General features: G+C 70.4%; 18 protein-coding genes. 9 read left to right on the forward strand and 9 right to left on the reverse strand.

Features of this window, described 5'->3' with window-relative positions; translation table 11 throughout:
• Positions 1–16 precede the first annotated feature (16 nt).
• From purN to MJ607_RS18420, 6 genes are all read left to right on the forward strand, one after another.
• A complete protein-coding gene (gene purN, locus MJ607_RS18395) occupies positions 17–613 on the forward strand; it encodes a phosphoribosylglycinamide formyltransferase (RefSeq protein WP_243077087.1) in 597 nt (198 codons plus the stop codon).
• Between the two features lie 60 nt (positions 614–673).
• Entirely contained in the window at positions 674–2,278 is a 1,605-nt protein-coding gene (gene purH, locus MJ607_RS18400; RefSeq protein WP_243077088.1) for a bifunctional phosphoribosylaminoimidazolecarboxamide formyltransferase/IMP cyclohydrolase, read from the forward strand.
• 209 nt (positions 2,279–2,487) lie between these two features.
• On the forward strand, positions 2,488–4,029 hold the full coding sequence (locus tag MJ607_RS18405; protein ID WP_243077089.1) for an AlkA N-terminal domain-containing protein: 1,542 nt from the start codon (positions 2,488–2,490) through the stop codon (positions 4,027–4,029).
• The gene (locus tag MJ607_RS18410) at positions 4,026–4,520 is read left to right on the forward strand and encodes a methylated-DNA--[protein]-cysteine S-methyltransferase (RefSeq protein ID WP_243077090.1); all 495 of its coding nucleotides are present in this window, start codon (positions 4,026–4,028) and stop codon (positions 4,518–4,520) included. Before MJ607_RS18405 ends, MJ607_RS18410 begins: the two co-directional genes overlap by 4 nt.
• A gap of 424 nt (positions 4,521–4,944) precedes the next feature.
• Positions 4,945–6,834: an ABC transporter ATP-binding protein gene (locus MJ607_RS18415; RefSeq protein ID WP_243077140.1), complete on the forward strand. Its 1,890-nt coding sequence runs from the start codon at positions 4,945–4,947 to the stop codon at positions 6,832–6,834.
• A complete protein-coding gene (locus tag MJ607_RS18420) occupies positions 6,831–8,648 on the forward strand; it encodes an ABC transporter ATP-binding protein (protein WP_243077091.1) in 1,818 nt (605 codons plus the stop codon). The genes MJ607_RS18415 and MJ607_RS18420 overlap by 4 nt, the downstream gene beginning before the upstream one ends.
• 144 nt (positions 8,649–8,792) lie before the next feature.
• Here MJ607_RS18420 and MJ607_RS18425 read toward each other — a convergent pair whose 3' ends face one another.
• Positions 8,793–9,485, reverse strand: a complete 693-nt coding sequence (locus MJ607_RS18425) for an endonuclease domain-containing protein (RefSeq protein WP_243077092.1) — start codon at positions 9,483–9,485, stop codon at positions 8,793–8,795.
• A gap of 560 nt (positions 9,486–10,045) precedes the next feature.
• On the reverse strand, positions 10,046–10,498 hold the full coding sequence (locus MJ607_RS18430; protein WP_243077093.1) for a GNAT family N-acetyltransferase: 453 nt from the start codon (positions 10,496–10,498) through the stop codon (positions 10,046–10,048).
• 129 nt (positions 10,499–10,627) lie between these two features.
• Here MJ607_RS18430 and MJ607_RS18435 point away from each other — a divergent pair, with 129 nt between their 5' ends.
• Positions 10,628–12,847 carry an NADP-dependent isocitrate dehydrogenase gene (locus tag MJ607_RS18435; RefSeq protein ID WP_243077094.1) on the forward strand — a complete coding sequence of 740 codons (2,220 nt, stop codon included), beginning with the start codon at positions 10,628–10,630 and terminating at the stop codon, positions 12,845–12,847.
• A 66-nt stretch (positions 12,848–12,913) separates the two neighbouring features.
• Here MJ607_RS18435 and MJ607_RS18440 read toward each other — a convergent pair whose 3' ends face one another.
• The 7 genes from MJ607_RS18440 to MJ607_RS18470 form a co-directional block, all read right to left on the reverse strand.
• Positions 12,914–14,905, reverse strand: coding sequence for a beta-galactosidase (locus MJ607_RS18440; RefSeq protein ID WP_243077095.1), 1,992 nt, complete (start codon positions 14,903–14,905; stop codon positions 12,914–12,916).
• Positions 14,902–15,837, reverse strand: coding sequence for an N-acetylglucosamine kinase (locus MJ607_RS18445; protein WP_243077096.1), 936 nt, complete (start codon positions 15,835–15,837; stop codon positions 14,902–14,904). Before MJ607_RS18445 ends, MJ607_RS18440 begins: the two co-directional genes overlap by 4 nt.
• On the reverse strand, positions 15,834–16,784 hold the full coding sequence (locus tag MJ607_RS18450) for a 1,4-beta-xylanase (RefSeq protein WP_243077141.1): 951 nt from the start codon (positions 16,782–16,784) through the stop codon (positions 15,834–15,836). Before MJ607_RS18450 ends, MJ607_RS18445 begins: the two co-directional genes overlap by 4 nt.
• A gap of 2 nt (positions 16,785–16,786) precedes the next feature.
• Positions 16,787–19,288 (reverse strand): glycoside hydrolase family 2 protein, encoded by a 2,502-nt coding sequence (locus MJ607_RS18455; protein WP_243077097.1) that lies wholly within the window; start codon positions 19,286–19,288, stop codon positions 16,787–16,789.
• A complete protein-coding gene (locus MJ607_RS18460) occupies positions 19,285–20,202 on the reverse strand; it encodes a carbohydrate ABC transporter permease (RefSeq protein ID WP_243077098.1) in 918 nt (305 codons plus the stop codon). Before MJ607_RS18460 ends, MJ607_RS18455 begins: the two co-directional genes overlap by 4 nt.
• The gene (locus MJ607_RS18465) at positions 20,199–21,107 is read right to left on the reverse strand and encodes a carbohydrate ABC transporter permease (protein WP_243077099.1); all 909 of its coding nucleotides are present in this window, start codon (positions 21,105–21,107) and stop codon (positions 20,199–20,201) included. Before MJ607_RS18465 ends, MJ607_RS18460 begins: the two co-directional genes overlap by 4 nt.
• A gap of 107 nt (positions 21,108–21,214) precedes the next feature.
• Complete coding sequence (locus tag MJ607_RS18470) at positions 21,215–22,531, reverse strand: ABC transporter substrate-binding protein (RefSeq protein WP_243077100.1); 1,317 nt, start codon at positions 22,529–22,531, stop codon at positions 21,215–21,217.
• A 293-nt stretch (positions 22,532–22,824) separates the two neighbouring features.
• Here MJ607_RS18470 and MJ607_RS18475 point away from each other — a divergent pair, with 293 nt between their 5' ends.
• Both MJ607_RS18475 and MJ607_RS18480 read left to right on the forward strand, forming a co-directional pair.
• Positions 22,825–23,847, forward strand: a complete 1,023-nt coding sequence (locus MJ607_RS18475; RefSeq protein ID WP_243077101.1) for a LacI family DNA-binding transcriptional regulator — start codon at positions 22,825–22,827, stop codon at positions 23,845–23,847.
• On the forward strand, positions 23,844–26,042 hold the full coding sequence (locus MJ607_RS18480) for an alpha-galactosidase (protein WP_243077102.1): 2,199 nt from the start codon (positions 23,844–23,846) through the stop codon (positions 26,040–26,042). The genes MJ607_RS18475 and MJ607_RS18480 overlap by 4 nt, the downstream gene beginning before the upstream one ends.
• The last annotated feature ends 102 nt before the right edge of the window (positions 26,043–26,144 follow it).

Consider the following 26,144-nt stretch of genomic DNA (forward strand, 5'->3'; position numbering starts at 1 on the left):
TCGGTAGACTAGGCGGGTGCTCACGGTCGCCGTCCTCATCTCGGGTACCGGCTCCAATCTGCGGGCCCTCCTCGACGCCGCGGCCGACCCCGGCTACCCCGCGCGGATCGTCGTCGTCGGCGCCGATCGCGAGGCCGAGGGCTTCGCGCACGCGGAGGAATACGGCATCCCGACCTTCCTCGTGCCGTGGCGCGAATTCGACACGCGCGACGAGTGGGGCGCCGAGCTCGCGGCGCAGCTCGCGGTCTGGCAGCCGGATCTCGTCGTTCTGAGCGGTCTCATGCGCCTGCTGCCGCCCGCCGTCGTCGAGGCGTGGGCTCCGCGCATCGTCAACACGCACCCCGCGTATCTGCCCGAGTTCCCCGGCGCCCACGCCGTGCGCGACGCGCTCGAGGCGGGCGTCGTCCAGACCGGCGCGAGCGTCATCGTCGTCGACGACGGCGTCGACACGGGCCCGATCGTCGCACAGGAGCGCGTCCCGGTCCTGCCCGGCGACGACCTGCACAGCCTCCACGAGCGGATCAAGCCCGTCGAGCGCAGCCTGCTCATCGACGTCGTCCGCCGCATCGCGACCGGCGAGCTCGATCTCGCCGCCGCATCCACCACTTCCTGACCCGCCGGCTCCCGGCGCCCCGACTTTCCGCGAACGACCCCACCCCGAGGAGTCCTCCCCATGGCCGGACCCAGCCACGACCCGTCCCTCTACCGCGACCGCGACGTCGTCGCGATCCGCCGCGCGCTCATCTCGGTGAGCGACAAGACGGGTCTGCTGCAGCTCGCGCAGGCGCTCGCCGCGCAGGGCGTCGAGATCGTGTCGACGGGCGGATCGGCGTCGCTGATCCGGGATGCCGGCATCGACGTCGTCGACGTCGCGAGCGTCACGGGCTTCCCCGAGTCGCTCGACGGCCGCGTCAAGACGCTGCACCCCGGCGTGCACGCGGGCCTGCTCGCCGACCTGCGCCTCGAGGACCACGAGCGTCAGCTCGCCGACCTGCACATCGACCCGTTCGAGCTCGTCGTGGTCAACCTTTACCCGTTCGTCGAGACGGTCGCCTCGGGCGCCGAGGGTGACGACGTCGTCGAGCAGATCGACATCGGGGGCCCCGCCATGGTGCGCGCCTCCGCCAAGAACTTCGCGAACGTCGCGATCGCCGTCTCTCCCGAGTCCTACCCCGCGCTCATCGACGCGCTGGCTTCGGGCGGCACGACGCTGAGCCAGCGTCGCGAGCTCGCCGCCCGGGCGTTCGCGCACACGTGCGAGTACGATCGCGCCGTCGCGACGTGGTTCGCCGAGCAGACCCTCGGCCAGGCCGAGCTGCCGCAGCACCTCACGATCAAGGCCGAGCGGCTCGCGACGCTGCGCTACGGCGAGAACTCGCACCAGCGCGCCGCGATCTACACCCGCGCGGGCGCGCACGGCATCGCGCAGGCGACGCAGCTCCAGGGCAAGGGCATGTCCTACAACAACTACGTCGACGCCGACGCGGCGCTGCGCGCGGCGTTCGACATGGTCAAGCCCGCCGTCGCGATCATCAAGCACGCCAACCCCTGCGGCATCGCCGTGGCGGCGCCGAACGCGCTCGACCCCATCGCGAGCGCGCACCTGCGCGCGCACGAGTGCGACCCCGTCTCCGCGTTCGGCGGCGTCATCGCGGCGAACCGCACGATCACGCTCAAGATGGCCGAGAACCTCCGCGACATCTTCACCGAGGTCATCGTCGCCCCCGACTTCGCGCCCGAGGCGCTCGAGGTCTTCAAGCTCAAGAAGAACCTGCGCGTCCTGCAGCTCCCCGCCGACTGGAAGCAGGAGCCCATGGACGTGCGCCTCCTGTCCGGCGGCCTGCTGCTGCAGGATGCCGACCGCTTCCCCGACGACATCGAGTCGGTCGCGAAGGACTGGCAGCTCGTCTCGGGCGAGCAGCCCTCGGAAGACGAGATGACGAACCTCATCTTCGCGTGGAAGTCCTGCCGCGCCGTCAAGTCGAACGCGATAGTCCTCGCAAAGGGCTCGGCGACCGTCGGCATCGGCATGGGCCAGGTCAACCGCGTCGACTCGTGCCGCCTCGCGGTCGAGCGGGCGGGGGATCGTGCGGCCGGCTCGGTCGCGGCATCCGACGCCTTCTTCCCCTTCGCCGACGGCCCCCAGGTGCTCATCGACGCCGGCATCACGGCGATCATCCAGCCCGGCGGCTCGGTGCGCGACGGGGAGGTCATCGAGGCCGCGCGCGAGGCGGGCGTCACGATGTTCTTCACGGGCGAGCGCCACTTCTTCCACTGAGCCGGGCGGGCTCGCCCGTGCGGCGGCGCGCCGCCGTTGCCTGACCAGGTGATGTCACCGGCGCAGGACGATGCGCGGCGCTTTCTCCTGTCCCGGTGAGATCACCTGATCTCGTGGCGCGAGGCGAATCGGGATGCCGCGTCAGCGGCCCGAACCGCCGTGTCCGATTTCCGCCAGTCGATGTCGGCAGGGCGTGTCAGGCTAGTGGCATGAGCATCGCGATGACCTTCGACGAGCGGTACCGCGCGATCGACTCGCGCGACGTCCGGTTCGACGGTCAGTTCGTCACGGCGGTGCGCTCGACCGGCATCTACTGCCGCCCCAGCTGCCCCGCCCGCACGCCGAAGCCCTCCAACGTCACCTTCTATCCGACCAGCGCCGCCGCGCACGAGGCCGGCTATCGCGCGTGCAAGCGATGCCTCCCTGAGGCGGCTCCGGGGTCTCCGCAGTGGAACCTCCGCGGCGACGTCGCGGGCCGCGCCATGCGGCTCATCGCCGACGGGGTCGTCGAGCGCGAGGGGGTGCCGGGTCTCGCCCGGCGCCTCGGCTACTCGCCTCGCCACCTGACGAGGCTGCTCACGACCGAACTCGGGGCGGGACCGCTCGCACTGAGCCGCGCACACCGCGCCCAGACGGCGCGCATGCTGCTCGTCGGCACCGACCTGCCGGCATCCGAAGTCGCGTTCTCAGCCGGATTCGCGAGCGTCCGCCAGTTCAACGACACGATCCGCGAAGTGTTCGGGATGCCGCCGCTCGAGCTGCGTGCACGGCGCCGGCGCAGCGCGTGGGCGTCCGGGCAGCCCGACGCCTCGGGCCTCGAGGCCGCCGTCACGGGGTCGATCGACCTTCTGCTGCCGTATCGCGGGCCGCTCGACGCGGCGGGGCTCTTCGCGTGGATGACGGCGCGTGCGATCCCGGGCATGGAGGTCGCGAGCCCCGACTCCTACGCCCGCACGCTGCGCCTCGACGGCGGCCCCGCGTGGTTCGAGCTGCGGCTCGACGACGCCCGCCGCGTGCACCTGCGCGCGCGGCTCACGGCCCTCCGTGATCTCCCTGCGCTCGTGGCCCGGGCTCGACGGCTCTTCGACCTCGACGCCGACCCCATCGCCGTCGACGAGGCGCTCGCGGCGCAGCCCGAGGTGGCTCCGCTCGTCGCACGACTCCCCGGCATCCGCGTGCCCGGAGCCGTCGATCCGCACGAGATGCTCGTGCGCGCCATGGTGGGCCAGCAGATCACCGTCGCGGCTGCCCGCACGGCGCTCTCGGCGGTCGCCGAAGCGCTCGGCGAGCGCGTGACGGGGTTCGGCGAGACGACGCTGCTCTTCCCGACCATGGCGGCGATCGCCGAACGGGGGAGCGACGTGCTCCGCGGCCCGGCTGCGCGCACGCGCGCGCTCCTCGGCTCGGCGGCGGCACTCGCCGACGGCAGTCTGACGCTCACGACGGGCGACGACGGTGCCGACCAGCGCGCCGCCCTGCTCGCGATGCCGGGCATCGGCCCGTGGACCGCCGACTACGTCCGCATGCGCGTGCTCGGCGACCCCGACGTGCTGCTGCCGGGCGACGTCGCGGCACGCGCAGGCGCCGCGGCATCCGCGATCCCGTCCGACCCCGTGGGGCTCACGGCATGGGCCGCGCGCACCGCGCCGTGGCGCAGCTACCTCACGGCCCACCTGTGGGCCGCCGCCCCCGCGACCCGCCCCCGACGCGCGCGACCCGCATCCGACCACCCGCTCGAGGAGCACTCATGACCACCGCGACCATCCAGACGATCGACACCCCCGACGGCGCCTTCACGATCCTCGCCGACGAGCGCGGGCGCGTCCTCGCGTCGGGGTGGACCGCCGACCCTGAGGCGGCCCTCGCACGCATCGCCCCGAGACTGCGACCGGCTGCCGTCGTCGATGGCGAGACGGATGCCGCGGCCGCCGCCGTCGCGTACTACGCGGGTGATCTCGACGCGATCGCGTCGGTCGAGGTCGCGCAGGCCGGCACCGAACTGCAGCTCGCGGGGTGGCGCGCGCTGCGCGGCATCGAGCCGGGGGAGCCGCTCACGTACTCGCAGTTCGCGGCGGCGCTCGGCCAGCCGAGCGCCGTGCGGGCCGCGGCATCCATCTGCGCGCGCAACGCCCCCGCGCTCTTCGTGCCCTGCCACCGGGTTCTCCGCTCCGACGGCTCGCTCGGCGGCTTCGCGTGGGGTCTCGACGTCAAGCGCTCGCTCCTCGCGCGCGAGGCGGCGTAAGCCGCGGTCCAGCCGGAGCGACCCGCAGTCGTTGAGCGCGGGGAGCGAGACGAAACACCCGAGCGCGCACGCCCGTTCGCGCCCCGCCGGCTCCCCGCCGATCCCGGCTTGCGTTCAGCCGACTCCCAGGTTTACTCTGGAGGGCTGTCGCGCGGTCGCGCGGCTGACCACGATCCGAGGAGGAAGTCATGTACCAGGCAGTCATCGCCACCCAGCCGGTCGTCGTCTTCCTCACCCCGGGTGCGGCCCTCGGCAAGGCCCGCCCCGCCGTCGGGGCAGCGCGCAGCTAGTTCTCAGCGGTCCGGCATACGCCCGGGCCCCCACGCGTTTCCTCTCGACAGGCCGGGTGACCGGCCTCACCCTCGCGCTCACGCGCTCCTCGCTGTCTCGTCGCGTCGCCGCGGCATCCGTCCCCACAAGGATCATGACCAACACCGCTCATTCCTCGCCCCTCTCCACTCCGCGCGCCCTCGCGCGGCTGCTCCCTTTCGCGCGCCCCGTCCTACCGCGCCTGATCCTCGGCGCCGTGAGCGCGCTCGTGGCGAGCCTGCTCGCGCTCACGATCCCGCTCGTGCTCGAGGTCGTCGTGCGCGGCCCGATCGCCTCGGGCGACTTCGCCCAGATCGCGTGGGGCTCGGCGCTCATCCTCGCGCTCGGGCTCGCCGAGGCGCTCATGGTGTGGCTGCGCCGCTGGTTCGTCCTCGGGCCCGCGACGAAGGTCGAGTACGACCTGCGGCAGACCTTCTACGCGCGTCTGCAGCGACTGCCCGTGTCGTTCCACGACCGCTGGCAGTCCGGCCAGCTGCTGAGCCGCATGATGCAGGACATCAGCATGCTGCGCCGCTGGATGGCGTTCGGCATCGTGCTGCTCGTCGTCAACGTCATCACGATCGTCGTCGGCACGGCGCTGCTCTTCCGCTGGCACTGGCTGCTCGGCACCATCTTCCTGGTGTGCTCCGCGCCCCTCTGGTACGCGGGCTACCGCTTCGAGAAGTCGTACGGATCGCTCGCACGTCAGTCCCAGGACCAGGCGGGCGACCTTGCGACGTCGGTCGAGGAGTCGGTGCACGGCATCCGCGTCCTCAAGGCCTTCGGCCGCGGCAAGCACGCGCTGCAGAAGTTCGCGCGACAGGCCGAATCGCTGCGCGAGACCGAGCTCAGCAAGGCGCGCGCCGTCGGCTGGATCTGGTTCTGGCTCGTGATCCTGCCCGACATCGCGTTCGCGCTGTGTCTCGGTGCGGGCATCTACCTCACGGCCCTCGGCCAGCTGCAGCCGTCCGAGCTCATCGCGTTCTTCGCCATGGCGACAGTGCTGCGCTGGCCCATGGAGTCCATCGGATTCCTCTTCTCGTTCCTGCTCGACGCGCGGACGGCGACCGACCGGATCTTCGAGGTGTTCGACGAAGAGAACACGATCACCGATCCCGCCGAGCCTCAGACGATCGAGACCCCGCGCGGCCGGCTCGCGTTCGAGGACGTGCACTTCCGGTATCAGGATGCCGCGACCCGCGAACGCGATGTGCTCGACGGCGTCGACCTCGTGCTGCGGCCCGGAGAGACGATGGCTCTCGTGGGCCTCACGGGCTCGGGCAAGACGACCCTCACGACGCTGCCGACGCGTCTGTACGACGTGACGGCGGGGCGCGTGACACTCGACGACGTCGACGTGCGCGACCTCTCGCTCGCCGAGCTGCGCGCCCACATCGGCATGGCGTTCGAAGACGCGACGCTCTTCTCGCAGACGGTCCGCGAGAACGTCCTGATCGGCCGCGAGGACCTCGTGCCGGGCAGTCCCGAGGCGGAGATCGTGCTGCGCGAAGCGCTCGCGGTGGCACAGGCCGCGTTCGTCGACGATCTGCCCGACGGGGTCGACACGACCATCGGCGAGGAGGGCCTCTCGCTCTCGGGAGGCCAGCGTCAGCGGCTCGCGCTCGCACGCGCCGTCGCGGCGCGGCCCGCCGTGCTCGTGCTCGACGACCCGCTGTCGGCGCTCGACGTCGACACCGAGGCCCTCGTCGAGGACGCCCTGCGCGAAGTGCTGCACTCCACGACCGCGCTCGTCGTCGCCCACCGCCCGTCGACGGTCATGCTCGCCGACCGCGTCGCGCTGCTCGAGGCCGGCCGCATCACGGCAGTCGGCACGCACTCCGAGCTGCTCCGCACGAGCGAGCACTACCGCCACGTCATCTCGAGCCTCGAGGACGCCGAGCGTGAGGGCCGGCAGCTCGCCGAGTTCGACGACGATCTGAAACCGCGCGAGCTTCGCTCCGAGGCCGACGCCTCTACTCAGGAACCGACGGAGGTGACCCTGTGAGCACCGTCACGGTCACAGGAACCAGCGGCGAAGACCGCTCCGACTACACGCGCGCCGAGAGTCGTGCGATCCGCAAGCGCTCGCTGCGACTGCTCGGGTCGCTCGTCACGCCGCTCAGGGGCCACCTCGCGCTCGCCGCCGTCGTGCTCGTCGTGTCGACGATCCTGCGCGTCCTCGGCCCCGCCCTCATCGGGTACGGGCTCAACACGGCGCTGCCGGCGGCCGTCGATGAGGCGGACTGGATGCCGACGATCCTCGTCGTCGCGGTCTACCTCGTGACGGCGCTCGGCGGGGCGGCTCTCATCGGCTGGTACGTCGTCGTCGTGGCACGCCTCACGCAGGCGATCATGCTCGACCTGCGCAAGCGCATCTTCCTGCACACGCAGCGGCTGAGCCTCGAGTTCCACGAGTCGTACACGTCGGGCCGCATCATCTCGCGGCAGACGAGCGACCTCGACACGATCCGCGAACTCCTCGACGGCGGCCTCAACCAGCTGCTGTCGGGCCTGCTCTACGGCGGGTTCACACTCGTCGCGCTGCTCATCGTCGACTGGCAGTCGGGCGTGATCCTCGCCGTCATGATCATCCCGCTGCTCCTGCTCATGCGCTGGTTCTACTCGCGCTCGCAGCTCGTCTACCGTGAGTCGCGCGTCATCAGCGCCAAGGTGATCGTCAAGTTCGTCGAGTCGATGACGGGCATCCGCGCCGTCAAGGCCTTCCGCAAGGAGCCCCGCAACGACGAGGAGTTCGGCGGTCTCGCGAGCGACTACCGCGACGTCAACATGCGCTCGATCCGCCTCTTCGGCACCTTCGAGCCGGGTCTCATGGCGATCGCGTCGGTGACCGTCGCGGTCGTGCTGCTCTGGGGCGCGATCCGCGTCGTCGACGGCACGCTCCTCATCGGAACGCTGCTCGCGGCCGTCCTGTACGTCCGCAACTTCTTCTCGCCCATGCAGGAGGTCGCGTTCTTCCTGAACTCGTACCAGTCCGCGACGGCGGCGCTCGAGAAGGTGTCCGGCGTCCTCGAGGAGGAGCCGACGGTGCCCGAGCCGCGGACGCCGGTCGACCTGTGGAACGCGCGCGGCGCCGTGCGCTTCGACGGCGTCCTCTTCGGCTACTCGAAGGACCGCGTCATCCTGCCCGACTTCTCGCTCGACATCCCGGCCGGCCAGACGATCGCGCTCGTCGGCACGACGGGCGCGGGCAAGTCGACGCTCGCGAAGCTCGTGTCGCGGTTCTACGACCCGACCGAGGGTCGTGTGACGCTCGACGGCGTCGACCTGCGGTCGCTGCACCCGAAGGACCTCCGCCGCGCGATCGTCATGGTGACGCAGGAGGCCTACCTCTTCAGCGGCACGGTCGCCGACAACATCGCGCTCGGCAAGCCCGACGCGACGCTCGACGAGATCAAGTCGGCCGCGCGCGCCGTCGGCGCGGACGCCTTCATCGAGGCGTTGCCGGACGGCTACGCGACCGACGTGAACAAGCGCGGCGGGCGCGTCTCGGCGGGACAGCGCCAGCTGATCTCGTTCGCGCGCGCCTTCCTCGCCGACCCCGCCGTGCTGATCCTCGACGAGGCGACGGCCTCGCTCGACATGCCGAGCGAGCGCCTCATCCAGGATGCGCTGCAGTCGCTGCTCGCCGACCGCACGGCGATCATCATCGCGCACCGTCTGTCGACTGTCGCGATCGCCGACCGCGTGCTCGTCATGGAGCACGGCCGCATCATCGAGGACGACAGCCCCGAGAACCTCATCGGGGGGACGGGCAAGTTCGCGCAGCTGCACGCCGCGTGGCGCGAGTCGCTCGTGTAGCAGTCGATTCAGGCGACGGATGCCGCGTCCCGCGCTCAGCGCAGGGCGCGGCATCCGTCATTCCGCCACGTCCCCGTAGCCCTGACGCCGTCTTCTTCGGACCGTTCAACGGGATTCGGATGCTTCGTCCTCACGGATCCGAGTTCACCGGGCGCGATGGAGCCCCGCGGCGAGTGCGCGGCCGATCGCGCGATCGACGGCCGGCCAGTCGTAGATCAGCTGCGCGTACGTGAAGCGCAGGATCGTGTACCCGCGGGCGGCCAGTTCGGCGTCATGGGCCACATCGCGTCCTCGATCAGCCGCGGACGAGTGGAATTCGAAGCCGTCGATCTGGGCGATGAGTCGCTCGCCGATCAGCGTGTCGACCGGATGGCCGCCGATGACGATCTGCTGGCGGACGCGCACGCCGCGGCGGCGCACGCGCGAGACGAAGAGCGTCTCCAAGCCGGAGTCCGCGAGCGCATCGGCATCCTCCGCCAGGTTGCGAGCATCGGGGGAGCGCCAGTCGACATTCAGCAGATAATCGCGTGACAGCTTCTCTCGATGACACGCGGATTCCCAGAGGATCAGGGCCTGCTCGCGCGGGAGGCAGTCCGCGACGTGCTGGAGGGTGTCTTCGACCGACTCCAGCAGTGCGAAGGAATCGGGCCGGACGATCGGGCGCGACCAGTGCACGCGAAGATGGCCCTGCGGCACCGCGCTGTGGGGTGCCACAGCGACGTGAACGCGCTCGTCCTCGGCGACGGCCGGTGGAATCCACCATCCACGATGCTGCGCCGCCGACACGCAGGCGAGTCGCCCGCCCGCGGCCACCGCCGCACGCAGGTCGTCGTCCACGGTCGCGAGCGTCAGCCAGTTGCGGCGCACCCTCATGATCGCTCCGCCCGACACGGCCGCGCGGAGCGCGTGCGGTGGGTAGCCGGCGGCGAGCGCGCGCGAACGATGCGCGATTCCGCCCACCTGTTCGAGCCAGTCCGGGACGGGTGATCGGGGTCGGCGGAGTCGATGCGGGTGCCTGGTCATCTGGAGATCATGGATGCCGCGTTGCGACCTTGCCCGGAGATCTGACTCACCCGGGGACAACCGCCTTGTCCCCTCCCGCTGTGGAGGACACCTCCACCTCACGTGCTTCGGATCGCTCCACGAGATTCGGATGCCTCTGCCCAAAGCACCCGAATGAGGTAGAACGATCCGAAGCGAGTGAGGTGAGCTGGGCGAAGAGCCGCAGCTGATCGCCGTGATGGGGCCCCGAGACCTGACGTCGCTCAGTTCGGACCGCTCAACGAGGTTCGGATGCGTCTGCCGAATACGTCCGAATGAGGTAGAACGATCCGAATCTGCTGCTGGAAGTCAGCCGGGAGCGCCGGGAGGCGGAGCGTCGTGTCGAGCGCCGGATGCTACAGGCGGATCTCGGCGACGACCTCGCCGTACTCGGTCTCGCCGACGGCGGTGAAGCCGACGCGCTGGAAGAACGCCTCGGGACCGGCCTCGCCTGCTTCGTAGATGACGTCGACGTGGTCCTTGCCGCGGTTTCGGGCCTCTTCGAGGAGCTTCTCGACGGCGAAGCGGCCGACGCCGCGGCCCTGGTCGTCGGCGTCGACGTTGATGCGCCACAGCACCGACCGGAAGTGCTCTTCAGGAGCCTCGTCATCGAAGTTCGCGCTCACGAACCCGACGACCTCGTCCTCGTCCAGGACGACGCGCTGCCACGCGGTCGCGGGGTTCGAGACGGCGCCCGCGACGGCGTACGAGATGGGGGCGAGGAACTGCTCCTGACCGGGCTTGAGCGACAGATTGTTGACCGCCACGATCGTCGCCGCGGACAGTTCCACCAGTCGAAGGTCACCCATAACGCACAGGCTAGCCCGGATCAGCCGCATCCGGCACGTCGAGTTTCGCCCCGTGGCAAAGTATCTCGATGTCAAGATAGTTTCGCCGGTGCGATAGGCTGAACCGCGACCCGAACGGAGACGACACAGGTGACCGACTCGACCATTTTCTACACGTACACCGATGAGGCGCCTGCTCTCGCGACGGCGTCTTTCCTGCCCATCGTGCAGGCCGTCACGCGTCAGGCCGGGGTCGACATCGAGACCCGCGACATCTCGCTCGCGGGCCGCATCCTCGCGGCGTTCCCGCAGGGGCTCACGCCCGAGCAGCAGGTCGGTGACGCGCTCGCCGAGCTCGGCGGCCTCGCGACGCTGCCCGAGGCGAACATCATCAAGCTCCCCAACATCTCGGCCTCGGTCCCGCAGCTCAAGGCCGCGATCGCCGAGCTGCAGAGCCAGGGCTTCGACATCCCGGACTACCCGGAAGACGCCGAGACGGTCGAGGCGAAGGACGTCCGCGCGCGCTACGACCGCATCAAGGGCTCGGCCGTGAACCCGGTCCTGCGCGAGGGCAACAGCGACCGCCGCGCGCCCCTCTCGGTCAAGAACTATGCCCGCAAGCACCCGCACCGCAACAAGGCGTTCGGCGAGGGATCCAAGACGCGCGTCGCAACGCTCGGGCACGACGACTTCAAGTCGAACGAGAAGACGACGTTCATCGCGTCCGACGACGTCCTGTCGATCCAGCACGTCTCCGCGGACGGCGCCGTGACGACGCTGAAGACGGGCGTCAAAGTGCTCCCCGGCGAGATCGTCGACGCGACGTTCCTCTCGGCCAAGGCGCTCGACGCGTTCCTCGCCGACACGCTCGAGGCCGCGAAGGCCGACGACGTCCTGTACTCGGTGCACCTCAAGGCCACGATGATGAAGGTCAGCGACCCCATCATCTTCGGGCACGTCGTGAAGGCGTACTTCGCCGACGTCTTCGCGACCTACGGCGACAAGATCGCGGAGGCTGGGCTCACGCCGAACGACGGTCTCGGTGCGATCCTCGCGGGCCTGACGGCCGTCGAGGGCGGCGACGCGATCGCGGCCGCGATCACGGCCGACCTCGCGAGCGGCGCGCGCCTGTCGTACGTCAACTCCGACAAGGGCATCACGAACCTGCACGTCCCTTCGGACGTCATCGTGGACGCCTCGATGCCCGCGCTCGTCCGCAACGGCGGCAAGCTCTGGGGCGTCGACGGGGGCGAGGACGACACGCTCGCCGTCATCCCGGACTCGTCGTACGCGAGCGTCTACCAGACGGTCATCGACGACGTCATCGCGCACGGTCCCCTCGACCCGGCGACGATCGGCACCGTCCCCAACGTCGGCCTCATGGCGCAGGCCGCCGAGGAGTACGGCAGCCACGACAAGACGTTCGAGATCGCGGCGCCCGGCACCGTGCAGGTCGTGAACCAGGCCGGCGACGTCCTGATCGAGCACGCGGTCGAGGCCGGCGACATCTGGCGTGCGACGCAGACGAAGGACATCGCGATCCGCGACTGGGTCAAGCTCGCCGTCACGCGCGCCCGCGCGACCGGCTCGCCCGCCGTCTTCTGGCTCGATGAGAGCCGTTCGCACGACGCGGCCCTCATCGGCAAGGTGCACGAGTACCTCAGCGCCTACGACACCGACGGCCTCACGATCGAGATCCTCGCGCCCGCGGCCGCGACGCAGTACTCGCTCGACCGCCTCCGCCAGGGCGAGGACACCATCTCGGTCACGGGCAACGTCCTGCGCGACTACCTCACCGACCTCTTCCCGATCCTCGAGGTAGGCACGTCGGCCAAGATGCTGAGCATCGTCCCGCTCCTCGCGGGCGGCGGTCTGTTCGAGACGGGCGCCGGCGGATCGGCTCCCAAGCACGTCCAGCAGCTCCTCGAGGAGGACTACCTGCGCTGGGACTCGCTCGGCGAGTTCTTCGCGCTCGCGGCCTCGCTCGAGCACTACGCCGACTTCACGGGCAACGTCAAGGCGCAGGTGCTGGCCGACACGCTCGACGCCGCGACCGGCACGTTCCTCGAGAACGACAAGTCGCCCGGCCGCGCCCTCGGCACGATCGACAACCGCGGCAGCCACTTCTACCTCGCGCTGTACTGGGTTCAGGAGCTCGCGAAGCAGCAGGCTGACCCCGAGCTCGCGACCGTCTTCGCGCCCGTCGCCGAGGCGCTCACGGCCGCCGAGCAGCAGATCGTCGAAGAGCTCATCGCGGTGCAGGGCACGCCGGTCGACATCGGCGGCTACTACCGTCCCGACCCGCTCGCGGTCGAGGGCGTCATGCGCCCGTCGGCGACCTTCAACCGGATCATCGAAGACCTCGCCTGATCCCGCACGAGTAAAGGGGCGACCGGATGCCGCGGCATCCGGTCGCCACTTTCGTGTGCCCGGGCGCTACTCGCGGGGAGTCTCGCGGACCACGGCGACCTCGCCCGCGGGCAGCGTGACGGCGCCCGAGACGGGCGTCTCGGCGACGAGGTCGTAGCCGTCCGCCGGCACGAGCGCGTCGGTCGTGCCGTGGTTGACGAGGAAGAGCCACGACGACTCCCCGCTCACGCGCCGGATCGCCTCGACTCCCGCGACGACGGGCACGCGCGGTGCGACCCCGGCGGCCGCCGCGACGTCGTCCACGAGCGGGCCGAGGCCTTCGTTCAGGTCGGCCGAGACGTACCAGGCCTGACCCGCGCCGACACGGCGGCGGGTGACGGCGGGCAGTCCCGCGAGCGGTCCCTCGGCGTAGGTGTCGAGCACCTCGGCGTCCGTGGCGCGGATGCGCTCGGTCCAGTCGACCGCGATCGCGCCCGACGCGAGCGCGACACGCTCCCCGTCGAGCAGCGGCGCGAACTCCTCGCCGAACACGCCGAGCAGGTCGCGGAACGCGCCGGGGTACCCGCCCGTGCGCACGCGGTTCTCTTCGTCGACTATGCCCGAGAGATGGCCGATCACGACAGTCGCGCCGGCGGCCGCGGCATCCGCGATGCGCGCGGCCGACGCGTCGTCGACAGCGTAGAGCCCCGACACGACGAGCAGGTCGTACGCCGACAGGTCCGCGGTGGGCGGCACGACGTCGGGCACGAGCCCGCGCGCCGACAGTTCTTCGTGCCAGCGGCGCCCCGCGAGCTCGAGGGGGTGGTCGTTGAGCGGCTTCTGCCCCTCCTCCCACGCCCATTTCGCCGGGAGGTCCGCGACGAGCGCGACGCGCGAGGGCTCCACGAGACTGCCCGCGACTTCTGAGATGCGGTCCAGGATGCCGCCGAGCCGCACGACCTCGCGCCACTGGCGCGTGTCGGTGCCGGCGTGCGGCACGAGGCCCGAGTGGTACTGCTCGACGCCCGAGGCGGAGGCCCGCCACTGGAAGAAGAGCGCGCCGTCCGAGCCGTGCGCGATGTGCTGCAGGCTGTGCCGCGTCGCCTCGCCGGGCCGCTTCGGCGCGTTGCGCGGCTGCCAGTTGACGGCGCTCACGGCGTGCTCCATGACGAGCCACGGCTTGGTGCGATCCAGGCCTCGCGCCCGCGAGGCGACGAAGGCGAGTTCCCGCTCGCGGTGCGGATCGGCGGCCAGCGTGTACTGGTCGATCGCGATGACGTCGAGGTCACCGGCCCAGGTCGCGTAGTCGGCGACGCTGCCGCCGACCCCGAGCATGAGGTTCGTCGTGATGGGCGTCTGCACCCCTGCGGCGCGCAGCGCGTCCTTCTCCCGGCGGTACTGGTCGAGGTGGGCGTCCGAGCTGAACCTGTCGTAGGCGAGCAGGAGCGACGGGTTCTGCCCCGACTCGCTCGCGAGGGGCGCCGTCACGTCGTCGAACGACCGGTAGCGCAGACCCCACACCGCCGTGCCCCACGCCCGGTTGAGCGCGTCGATCGTGCCGTAGCGGGCCCGCGTCCACTCGCGGAAGGCGGCGGAGGATGCCTCGCAGTAGCAGATGCGGTTGCCGCCGCCGAGCTCGTTGCCGACGTGCCACATCCGCACGGCGGGGTGCGCGCCGTAACGCTCGCCGAGCGTCCGGGCGATGCGCGTGGAGTAGGCGTGCCACGTCGGGTGGCTCGCGCACCAGCCGAGGCGGCCGCCCGGGAAGTACCGGATGCCGCGGCGGTCGACGGGGATGATCTCGGGGTGGTCGCGGTGCAGCCACAGCGGGGGAGCCGCCGTCGGCGTCGCGAGGTCGATCCCGATCCCGGCCTCGGACAGGAGGGCGATGACGCGGTCGAACCAGCCCCAGTCCCACACGTCGTCGTCGACCTCGAGGAACGCCCACGAGAAAACCCCGAGCGTCACGATGTTGACGCCGGCTTCGCGCATGAGCGCGACATCCTCGATCCAGACCTCTTCGTCCCACTGCTCGGGGTTGTAGTCGCCGCCGAAGAGCAGCCGGCCGGGCGCCGTCACGCGGCTCCCGCCCGGTAGACGGCGGACGACAGCGGATGCCCCGCAGCGAGGTCGGCGAGCGCGAGGGCCCCGTCGATCCCCTCGCCGCGCGGGGCGACGAGCGCGACGTCGGTGCGCGTGCCGCCGTCGGTGAGGGCCGCCGCGAAGGCGTCGTGCAGGCGAGTGGAGCGGAAGACGCCGCCGATCGCGCAGACCGCGAAACGCTCGTCGGCCTCCCGCCGCACGTTCGCGAGCGAGGTCGTGACACTCGCGGCGAGCTCCCTCGCGGCGCGGTCGGTGATGGCCTGCGCGACGGCATCGCCGTCGGCGGCGAGCCGTGCGACGTGCGCCGCGAACGAGGCGACGATCCGCACGCGGTCCTCGGCTGCCTGCAGCTCGATGTAGGCCTGGGGGAGGCTCGGCCACAGCTCGCGCACGGGGTCGGTGAGTGCCGTCGCCGGCCCGCGGCCGTCGTATGCGCGCATGACCGCGTCGAGCGCTTCGCGCCCGATCCAGTAGCCGCTGCCCGCGTCGCCCATGATGTAGCCCCAGCCGTCGACCCGCGAGACGGCGTCCTGTCCGACCGCGAGGGTAACGACCCCCGTGCCGGCGGCGACGACCGCGCCGCGGGCGTCGCCGAGCGCACCCAGGAACGACGTCGTCGAGTCGTGCGCGAGCGTCGCGCCCCGCACGCCCGTGCCGTGCACGAGCGAGAGCAGCTGCGCGGCATCCGCGTCCCGATCCGTGAGCCCCGAGATGCCCGCCGTCACGAGGTCGGGCACGGCGCCCGTCTTCGCGATCGCGGAGCGCACGACCTCGGCGAGCTGCGGCAGCAGCGGCTCGTGCGTGTCGATGCCGCGGAACACCGCCTCGGCGTGCTCGTGGGGCGCCTCGAGGCGCACCTTGATGCCGGTCTGACCCGCGTCGATCGCGAGCACCCGTGTCGTCGTCATCGCAGCTCCCCACCGCTCATGACCGCATACGTCTCGCGCAGGTACTCCCCGGCGGGCTTCGCGTACGGGCAGTAATCGTCGTTCCGGGCGGCGTCCTCGGGCTGATACAGCCGCGCGGGCCAGTCCCACAGCATGAAGCCTTCCACCCAGGGGCGCTCGGCGCACGCCTCGAACATCGCGCGGTAGTAGCGCAGCTGCTCGTCGCCCGACGGAGCGCCCGCGAGCGTCCAGTCGTTCGGCCGCGCCGCCGAGCCCTCGCGGCTCGGGCAGCCCGCCTCCATGAAGATGAACGGCTTGCCGGATGCCGCGACCGCGGCTCCGATGCGGTCGAGCTGCTCGTCCCACGCGTCGATCGGGTAGTAGCCGCTCGACGACACGACATCGACGGCGTCCCACCACGTGAGGCGGTCTTCCTGGTACTTGTCGCAGTTGTAGGTGACGAGCCCGCTGTAGACGAGCCGGATGTCCGCGATGAGCGCGCGCCACTCCGCCTCGCGCGCGTCGGCGCGCACCATCTCGCAGCCGATGCAGAGCATTTCGCAGCCCTCCGCCTCGGCGATCGCGGCGGCGTGCAGCAGGAACGCGCGGTAGGAGACGAACCACTCGCCCCACGTCGGCTCGCCCGGAACGTCCTGGTCGAAGAACCCGATGTGGGCGCGCCACGTGCCGTCGGCGCAGTTGACGACGGGCTTGAGGCACACCTTGAGCCCGTGGCTCTTGGCCTCGCGGATCGCCCACACGATCTCGTCGTCCGTCACGGTCGGCGCGTCCTGGAACGGGATCTCGGTCGAGAACGGCGTCGCCTGCAGAGCCGAGTACGCGAGCGCGGTCCAGTTGACGGCGTGGTCGGCCATGGCCGCGACGGATGCCGCTGCCTCGGCCGTGCCCCACGTGCCGCGTGTGCCGACCCACCCCCACGTCATGCCGCAGACGGGGCCGCCGAGCATGTTCACCGCGCGACCAGCTGGTTGGCGCTGCGCAGCACCTCGGGCGCCCCGAGACGCGCCGCGTCGAGCGTGCCCTCGTGGCGGATCAGCATGCCGGCGCTCTCGCCCGGCAGCAGGGTGACCAGTCCATCGGTCGCGACGGCGGACGGGTCGACCTTGTCGGCGAGGATCGTCAGGTCGCGCACGAGGCTGTGCGCCGTCACCGTGACGAGCGTGCCGCCGTCGGCGGGCGCCGTCTCGACCTCGAGAGCAGCGGCGCCGAGCGCCGAGTCCCGCGGCTCGGCGAAGAACCACTCGCCGCGGACGCCGTCGATCTCGGCGACGACGAGCTCGCTCGCCGCGTCACCGGGGGCAGCGACCGTCGCCTCGATCGCCACGGTGACCGTGCCGCGCGACGGCACCTCGAGCGCGGCATCCGTCTCGGCCAGCACCGTCCCGTCGAACGCGAGCCGGCGGACGCGCAGCGTGCCCGCCCAGTCCCCGCCGGTGTCGTTCGACACGATCGCGGCGAGACCCCCCTCGCGCGGCTGCAGCGTCACGAGCCGGGGCGCGAAGGCGCGGCGCAGGCCGTGGAAGAGCGGCTTCGGACGCTCGTCGCCGTCGATCGCGGCCCACGACGTGACGGGCCAGCAGTCGTTGAGCTGCCACACGATGGCGCCCTGCGTGTGCGGCGCCCACGAGCGGAAGTGCTCGAGCGCCGTGCGCACCGCGATCGCCTGGTTGAGCTGCATGGCCCAGTGCCACGTCTCCATGTCCTCCGGCACGCGGAAGTGCGGCAGGAGTCCGTTCGTGAGCTTGACGTTGCCCTCGGTCGCCTTCTGGTGCACGATCATGCCGGGCGACTCGGGGGTCAGCGGGTCGTCGCTCACGGAGCGCAGCAGTGTCGACCACGCGGGCGGTCCCTGCCAGCCGAACTCCGCGACGAAGCGCGGGCGGTGGTCCCGGTAGGTCGTCCAGTCCAGGCGGTTCCACTGCTCCCAGAGGTGCATCGAGCCGGACGTCTCGTCGTTGGGGTGCAGGCCCGTCTGCTGCTGCCCGTCCCAGCCGCCGCCGGGGCTGAAGGGGCTTCCGGGGGCATAGGGCACGTGCGGCGCGAGTTCGGACACGAGCGCGGGGAACAGATCGTAGTAGTAGTACGCGCCCCACGTCTTGCCGTCGAGGCGCTGCTTCCAGCCCCAGTCCTCGTAGCCCCAGAGGTTCTCGTTGTTGCCTGTCAGGAGCACGAGCGAGGTGTGGTGCGCGAGGCGTGCGATGTTGTCGCGGGCCTCCGCCTCGACCTCGGAGCGCAGCGGCTCCTCCTCGGCGTACGCGGCGCACGCGAACAGGAAGTCCTGCCACACGAGCAGGCCCTTCTCATCGGCGAGCTCGTAGAAGTCGTCCGACTCGTAGAGCCCGCCGCCCCACACGCGGATGAGGTTGAGGTTCGCGTCGAGGGCCTGGTCGAAGCGCCGATTCAGGCGGTCGCGCGTGATGCGCACGGGCAGGGCGTCGTCCGGGATCCAGTTGGCGCCCTTGACGAAGACGGGCTGATCGTTGACGACGAGCGTGAAGGGCGTGCCGGACTCGTCGGGCGTGACGTCCCAGCGCACGTCGCGGAAGCCGACGGTCCGGTGGGTCGCGTCGAGGACGTGAGGTTCGTCGCCGCGCAGGCGGACGTCGACGACGTACACGGGCTGCGCCCCGTAGCCCGCGGGCCACCAGCGCTCGACTGCCGGCACGTCGAGGGTCACACGCGCACGAGCCCCCTCGACCTCGACGGTCGTGCCCGGCAGCACGTCGCCGAGCCCCGGCCCGTTGACCGCGACGCTGACGACGAGCGGCCGGGATGGCGCATCCGTCGTTCGCTCGACCTCGATGTCGACCGTGACGATGCCGCCGTCGCCCTCCGGGGTCGCGACGACGCGCGCCTGCGCGATCCGCGCGATCGACCACGACTCGAGCGCGACGTCCTTCACGATGCCGCTCGTGTAGGTGGCGATGCCCCAGTCCCATCCGAAACTGCACGCCGACTTGCGGATCGCGTCGTATGGGAGCGGGTAGGGGCGCTGGCGCGCGCCGAGCGCGACGCTCTGCGCATTGGCGTACTTGACGGGGGATCGGAAGGCGACTTCGAGGTCGTTCGCGTCCTCGACGAGCACGTCCGTCACATCGAACCGGTACGACCGGTGCTGGTTGGCCGTCTCGCCGAGGACGCGGCCGTTGAGCGTCACGCGTGCGACGGTGTCGAGGCTCGCGAAGGTGAGGTCGGTGCGCTCGGCGCCGTCGGGAGTCCACGTGAACGACGTGCGATACGTCCAGTCGACGAGCCCGATCCAGGCCAGCGCCGACTCGTTGTCGTCGAGGAACGGGTCGGGGATCAGGCCCGCCGCGAGCAGGTCGGTGTGCACGCAGCCGGGGACGGTCGCAGGCACGACCGCGCCGGCGATCGGTGCGGGCGCGGGCCCGGCGGCAGCGCGGAGGGTCCAGCCGTCGTGGAGGGGGCGGCGGGTCAGGGTGAGGGTCATTTGACGGCTCCCGCGGTGAGGCCCTTGTAGATCCAGCGCTGCAGCAGGAGGAAGGCGATGAACGTCGGGATGATGACGAGGATCGTCCCGGCGGCGATGACCTCCCACTGCGCCCCATAGGGGCCCTTGAAGCGGAACAGCGCCGTGGAGATGAACTGCTGGGACGGCAGATAGAGGAAGGGGAGGTAGAACTCGTTGTAGATCGCGATGCCCTTGATGATGACGACGGTCGCGATCGCGGGCCGCAGCAGCGGAAGGATGATGCGCCAGTAGATCGTCCAGCGGTTGGCGCCGTCGATCATCGCCGCTTCGTCGAGCGACACCGGGATGGATTGCATGAACTGGATGAACAGGTAGATCGCGATGATGTCGGTGCCCATGAACAGGATGACGAGAGCCGCCATCGAGTCGTAGAGCCCGAGGGCGCTGATGAGCTGGAAGGTCGCGACCTGCGTGGTCACGCCGGGGATCAGCGTGGCGGCCAGGAAGAGCACGAGGACGAGCCGCTTTCCGCGGAAGTTGAACCGGTCGAGGGCGTAGGCGGCCATCGTGCCGATGAAGATCGTCCCCACGAGGGAGACGGCCAGGACGATCGTCGTGTTCACGAAGCCCTGGAGCATCTCTCCGCTGACGAAGGCGGTGACGAAGTTGTCGAAATTGAGCCAGTCGGACGGCGGCGTGAAGGGGCCCGTCTCGGCGTATTCCTTGCCCGTCTTCAGCCCCGCGAACAGGAGAACCGAGAGCGGAAGGATCGTGATGATCGACGCCACGACGAGGCTCGTGTATTTGGCAGTCGTCGCGCTGCCTGAGCGCAGGCGCTCGAGCGGCGATCGACCGCGGATCTTCCGCGGTGGGGTGGTCCGCATCGGCATCGTGGTGAGAGGCTCTGTCATGGTGTGCTCTGTCGTGGTCATGTCAGGTCGACCTTCTCGTCGGGGAATACTTTGCGCTGAATCCAGGTCACGACCAGCACGATGAGGAGCAGGACCACCGCCATCGCGGAGGCGAGCCCCACGCTCCGATAGGTGAATGCTGTCTGCAGGGTCTGGATGACGAAGGTGTTGGAACCGTTTGCGCCTCCGGTCATCACGAAGGGCACTTCGAACACGCTGAGGCTGCCCGCGATCGCGAGGATGACCGTGAGGCCCACGACGCGGCGGATGCCGGGGAAGATGATCGCCCAGAACTGGGCCCAGCGGGAAGCGCCGTCGATCTCGGCGGCCTCGTACAGCTCGTGCGGGATCGACTGGATCGCGCCGAGGAACAGCACGAAGGCCATGCCGGTATAGCGCCAGACGGACGTGGCTGCGAGCGACCAGTTGACGACAGACGGATCGCCGAGCCAATGCGGCGGGTCCGTCACGCCGAACCACGAGAGGACCGTGTCGAGTGTCCCGCCGGGCTGGTACAGGTAGAGGAAGACGAAGCCGACGGCCACGCCGTTGATGAGGTAGGGGAAGAAGAGCGCTCCGCGGAAGAAGCTCGAGAACCGTGTCGAAAAGCTCAGGATCGTCGCGAAGTAGAGGGCGATCGCCATCTGGACGAACGAGGCCGCGAAGTAGTAGAGGCTGACGAAGAAGACGGAGAAGATCCGCGGGTCTGTGAAGACCTCAAGGTAATTCTCGAAGCCCACGAGGTTCTTCTGCTGATCGATGCCGTCCCAGTCGGTGACGCTGTAGTAGAAGAGGTTGATCGCGGGCCAGTACGTGAAGACCAGGAGCAGTCCGACGGCTGCGGCGAGGAAGAGCCAGGGAGTGAGCCCACGGACGAAGCGCCCCTTGCGTGGGGTGAGGGGCCGGCCCTCGCCGGTTCCGCGCATGACTCCGCGGAACCGGCGAGAGCTGACCGCCGGGGAGAGGACGGCAGGCGCTCCGGCTGGAGCCCCACCGGGAGAAGTGATCGACATTGTGCCTACCGTCCTTTCGGTCAGCCCGCGAGATTCTCGACGGCCGCGCCCCACTTGTCGTTGAGCTCGGCGAAGTAGCTCTCCTTGTCGCCGTCGGCTGCGCCGCGTGCGATGTCGACGAGCTTCTGGCGGTAGATCGGGCCGTAGAGGTCGATCTGGGCATCGTTCGACGTCTCGTTGAGCAGCGCTTCCTTGCCGGCCGGCGCCGGGTTGATCTCGAGCAGGTTGACGCCCGCGGCTTCGAACGCGACCAGGGAATCGGGGAGCGGGTCGGAGATCAGCGTCGAGATCATGCCCTGCGTCTGGGTGTAGCCCGACTCCTCGACGAGCCACTGGAGCCACGCCCACGCGGCGGCCTTGGACTTGGAGTGCTTGCTGATTCCGAGGTTGTAGTCACCGCCGATCACGGCGTACTGCTCGTCGTCGACGTTCGCGGGGAACGCGAAGAATCCGATGTCATCTGCCGAGGCGCCGTTCTCTTCGGCCTTGGCCTTCATCTGCGAGACGGCCCAGGAGCCGAGCGTCATGGCCGCGATCTTGCCCGTGCCCAGGTCGACCTTCGACTGCTCCCAGTCGGTCGTGAGGGGGTCTTCCTCCGTCAGGCCCGCCGCGACCGATTCGTACAGCAGTGAGTCGATGGCGTAGACATCGGTGCCCTCTGTCCACGGCGCAGGGTCTTCCGCGAGCGTCACGGGCGCGTCGGGGTCGTTCGTGACCCCGCCCAGGTTGCCGAAGCTCTGGCTCAGGGGCCATCCGTCCTTGTAGTTCGTGTACAGGGGGATCGCGTCGGTGTTGTCCTTGACCTTCTGGAGAGCGTCGAGCCACTCCTTCTCGGTCGTGGGCAGTTCGGTCACCCCGGCCTCGTCGAAGATCCGCTTGTTGTAGACGACCCCGTTGGCGTTGCCGCCCCACGCCACGCCGTACTGCGTGCCTTCGAAGCTCGAAGACGGGAGGAAGCGGTACTTGTCCTCGAAATCCGCCGTCTTGCCCAGCGGCTCGAGGAACTGCTCGTACTGGTCGGGCTGGATCGTCGGAATGCCGAAGACATCGCCGTAATTGGTCGTCGACATGCGGGTCTGCATCTGGGCCGGGTAGTCGCTCAGTGCGTCGACCGTCACGTTGACATCGGGATACTTCTTCTCGAACTCCTCGACGTACTTGTCGAACGTGCCGTCCTGTTCGAGGTCCGTGCGCCAGGTGAGGAACGTGATGTCGCCCTTCACCTCGCCGTCGATCGTGTTGTCGGCGTCGCTTGCGCCGCCTCCGCCCGAGCATCCGGCCAGCAGGATGCCGCCCGTGGCTACGAGCGCGATCGCAGCCGATGACTTCTTCGCCATGTGTCTCTCCTTCTCAGGTTCACCCTTGAACTGGGGATGCGGGTGCCGCCGCATCGTCGCGTGGGTTGTCGCACGAGCAGATTACGCACCGTGGGAACGGTCTCGCAAGGGTTGAATGTCAACGCTGTCTTGTCGTGTCCTGTCACCGAAGGCCTAGAAAATAGATCGCTTGATCTGGGCTTTATCAGACCCATGAATACGATGAACTGAGCAGATGTCCGACAAATGTCCTACGTCGACATTCGCTGCCACGATGCTATGCTGGGCGGCGTTCCGACGAAGGAAGGCCGCCGATGACGGTGCAGAACCGCGCGACTCTCGACGATGTCGCGCGTCTGGCGGGGGTGAGCTCGAAGACCGTCTCGCGCGTCTTCACGAGTCGCGAGCTCGTCGCCCCCGAGACGGTCGAGCGGGTGCTCGCAGCCGCCAAGCGCCTGCGCTTCCGGCCGAACACGCTCGCGCGCAGCCTGCGGCGCGGAGGCGCGACCAACACCTTCGGCTTCATCATGGGCGAGCTCGGCAACCCCTTCTACTACAAGGTCGCGGCGGGCATCGAGAAGGAGCTCGCCGCCCACGGCTTCGCGCTCGTCGTCGCGACGACCGACGACACCGCGGAGGGCGAGGAGCGCGTCGCCGACGCCCTGCTCGCGCAGCGCGTCGGCGCGCTGCTGCTCATCCCGGTCGCCGACGACCAGTCCTACCTCGAGGGCGAGCGCCATCTCGGCACGCCCGTCATCGCGATAGACCGGCCGGCGCGCAATCTCGTCGCAGACTCGATCGTGATCGAGAACCACCGCGGCGTGTACGACGCCACGATGCGGCTGCTCGCACGCGGGCACCGCCGCATCGGCTACGTCTGCAACCCTGCCTCGGTCTACACGCAGGCCGAGCGCCTGCGGGGCTACCGAGACGCGCTCGCGGTCTACGGCGTCCACGACAGCGCGCGGTGGGAGCGCCTCGTCGACGACCTCAGCATCCGCCCCGACGGCATCGTGGCCGATCTGCTCGCCTCCGACGACGCCCCGACGGCGCTCATCACGGGCAACAACCGCGTGACAGTGGGGGCGCTGCGGGTGCTCCGCGACCGGCACGACGACGGCCGCACGGCGCTCGTCGGCTTCGACGACTTCGACACCGCCGACGTCCTGGGGGTCACCGTCATCTCGTACGACCCCGTCGAGCTCGGCCGCCGCGCCGCGATGCTCGCCCTCGAGCGCGGCGGAGACCCGTCCGGCTTCACCCGGCAGATCGAGCTGCCGACCTGGATCGTCGAGCGCGGCACGGGCGAGCGCCCGCCGCGAGAGGAGAACGCATGACCACGCGCCACGTCCACCTTCAGGCCGAGGGTGTCTCCGTGCTGCTCGAGCACCGTCCGCGCGGGCTCCCGCGCGTCCTGCACTGGGGCGCGGCGCTCGGCGCCGTCACGGACGACGACGCGGCCGCTCTCGCTGCGGCCCTGAGCCGCCAGTCGTCCAAAGGCACGCTCGACGCGGCCTGGCAGGTCTCGCTCTCGCCGGCCGAGGGCGACGGCTGGACGGGGCGCCCGGGCATGCAGCTGCGCCGCGGCGGAGTGCTCCACCACGCCCGCTGGGTCGAGACCGATCATGTGGCGACGGACGACGCCCTGGTCGCGCGGGCGCGGGATGCGGCATCCGATCTCGAACTGACCGTGCGGGTGTCGATCGAGACCGGCGGCGTCGTGTGGGTCGCGCAGTCGCTTCGGCACACGGGGGATCCGGTTGCCGCGCCCCCTCCAGGCGCCGCTGACGCGACGCCCGGAGCCTCCGGGCGCGTGGGCCCGTCCGCGCCCGTCGAGATCGAGTGGCTCGAGTCGGCACTGCCCGTGCCGACGACGACCGACACGCTCACGACGTTCGACGGACGGTGGGCGCGCGAGAAGCGCCCCGTCACGACGGCCATGCCCGCGGGTTCGACGGTGCGGCAGTCGCGCCGCGGTCGGCCCGGCCACGACGCCCCGACCGTCGTGATCGCCTCGGAGCGCGCACCCCGGTGGGGGAGCGGGCGGCTCTGGGCGGCGCACGCCGCGTGGTCGTCCGACACGACCTACCGCGTCGACCGCGTGACCGACGCCGTGACGCTCATCGGCGCCGGCGAGCTGCTGCGTCCCGGCGAGATCGTCCTGGCGCCCGGCGACGAGTACGCCGCCCCGCGCGTCGCCTTCGTGTGGAGCGAGGCGGGGCTCGACGGCTTCTCCGCCCGCACGCACACGTGGCTTCGCGGACGTGCGCAGCATCCGCGGACCCCTCGGCCGCTCATCCTCAACACGTGGGAAGCGGTGTACTTCGAGCACGAGACCACGCGACTGCTCGCGCTCGCCGAGCGGGCCGCCGAGGTCGGGATCGAGCGGTTCGTGCTCGACGACGGCTGGTTCCAGGGTCGCCGCGACGACACGACGAGCCTCGGCGACTGGGTCGTCGACCGCACCGTCTGGCCCGAGGGACTCACGCCGCTCGCGCAGCGCGTGCACGACCTCGGCATGCAGTTCGGTCTCTGGTTCGAGCCCGAGATGGTCTCGCTCGACTCGGACGTCGCCCGCGCGCACCCGGAGTGGCTGCTGCACGACCCGGGTCACCTCGATCACGAGCCCGAGCTCTCGTGGCGCACGCAGTACGTGCTCGACCTCGCGAACCCCGGAGCGTACGCTCACGTGCTCGGTCAGATCGATGATGCCGTGCGCGAGGTCGGCGTCGACTTCATCAAGTGGGACCACAACCGCGACCTCGTAGAGTCGACGCACGACGGCAGGCCCGGCGGGCACGTGCAGATGCTCGCGGTGTACCGCCTGATCGCGGAGCTCAAGGCCCGGCATCCGGGTCTCGAGATCGAGTCGTGCTCGAGCGGCGGAGCCCGCACCGACCTCGGGATCCTCGAGGTGTGCGACCGCGTGTGGGCGAGCGACTCGAACGACCCCGTCGAGCGGCAGGACATCCAGCGATGGACGAGCCTGCTGCTGCCGCCCGAGATCGTCGGCGCGCACATCGGCCCCACGACCTCGCACAGCTCGGGGCGCACGACCGACCTGTCGTACCGCATGGCGACGAGCCTCATGGGGTCGTCCGGCTTCGAGTGGGACATCCTCTCGTGCGATGACGACGAGACCGCCGCGATCGCCCGGTTCGGCGCCCTCTACAAGGAGCTGCGCGGAATCGTGCACGCGGGCGCCGTCGTGCACCCCGACCTGCGCGACCCCGCGTGGCGCGTGACGGGCTTCGCGACGCCGGATGCCTCGGTCGTCGTCGTCGCGACGATCGCGAGTCTCGAGGACGCCCGCGCCGAGCGGCTGCGGCTCACGTGGCTCGACCCCGACCGCCGCTACCGCGTGCGCGTCCGCCGCGAGATCGGCGAGACGCAGTACGGGTGGATCGCGCCCGAGTGGTACATGGCGGGCGAGATCGAGCTGCCCGGCCGCCTCCTGGTCGAGGCGGGCCTGCAGCTGCCGACGCTGTGGCCCGTGCAGGCGTTCGTCCTGCACGTGACCTCGGTCGACTGACGCCGGCGCGGACGCCCTGACCCGGGACGACGCCCGGCCGCGGCATCCGTCGACACGCGGATCGTTCTACGAGATTCGGACCATCGTGCGCCGATGGTCCGA

The organism is Microbacterium sp. SS28 (assembly GCF_022761035.1).
GTDB lineage: Bacteria > Actinomycetota > Actinomycetes > Actinomycetales > Microbacteriaceae > Microbacterium.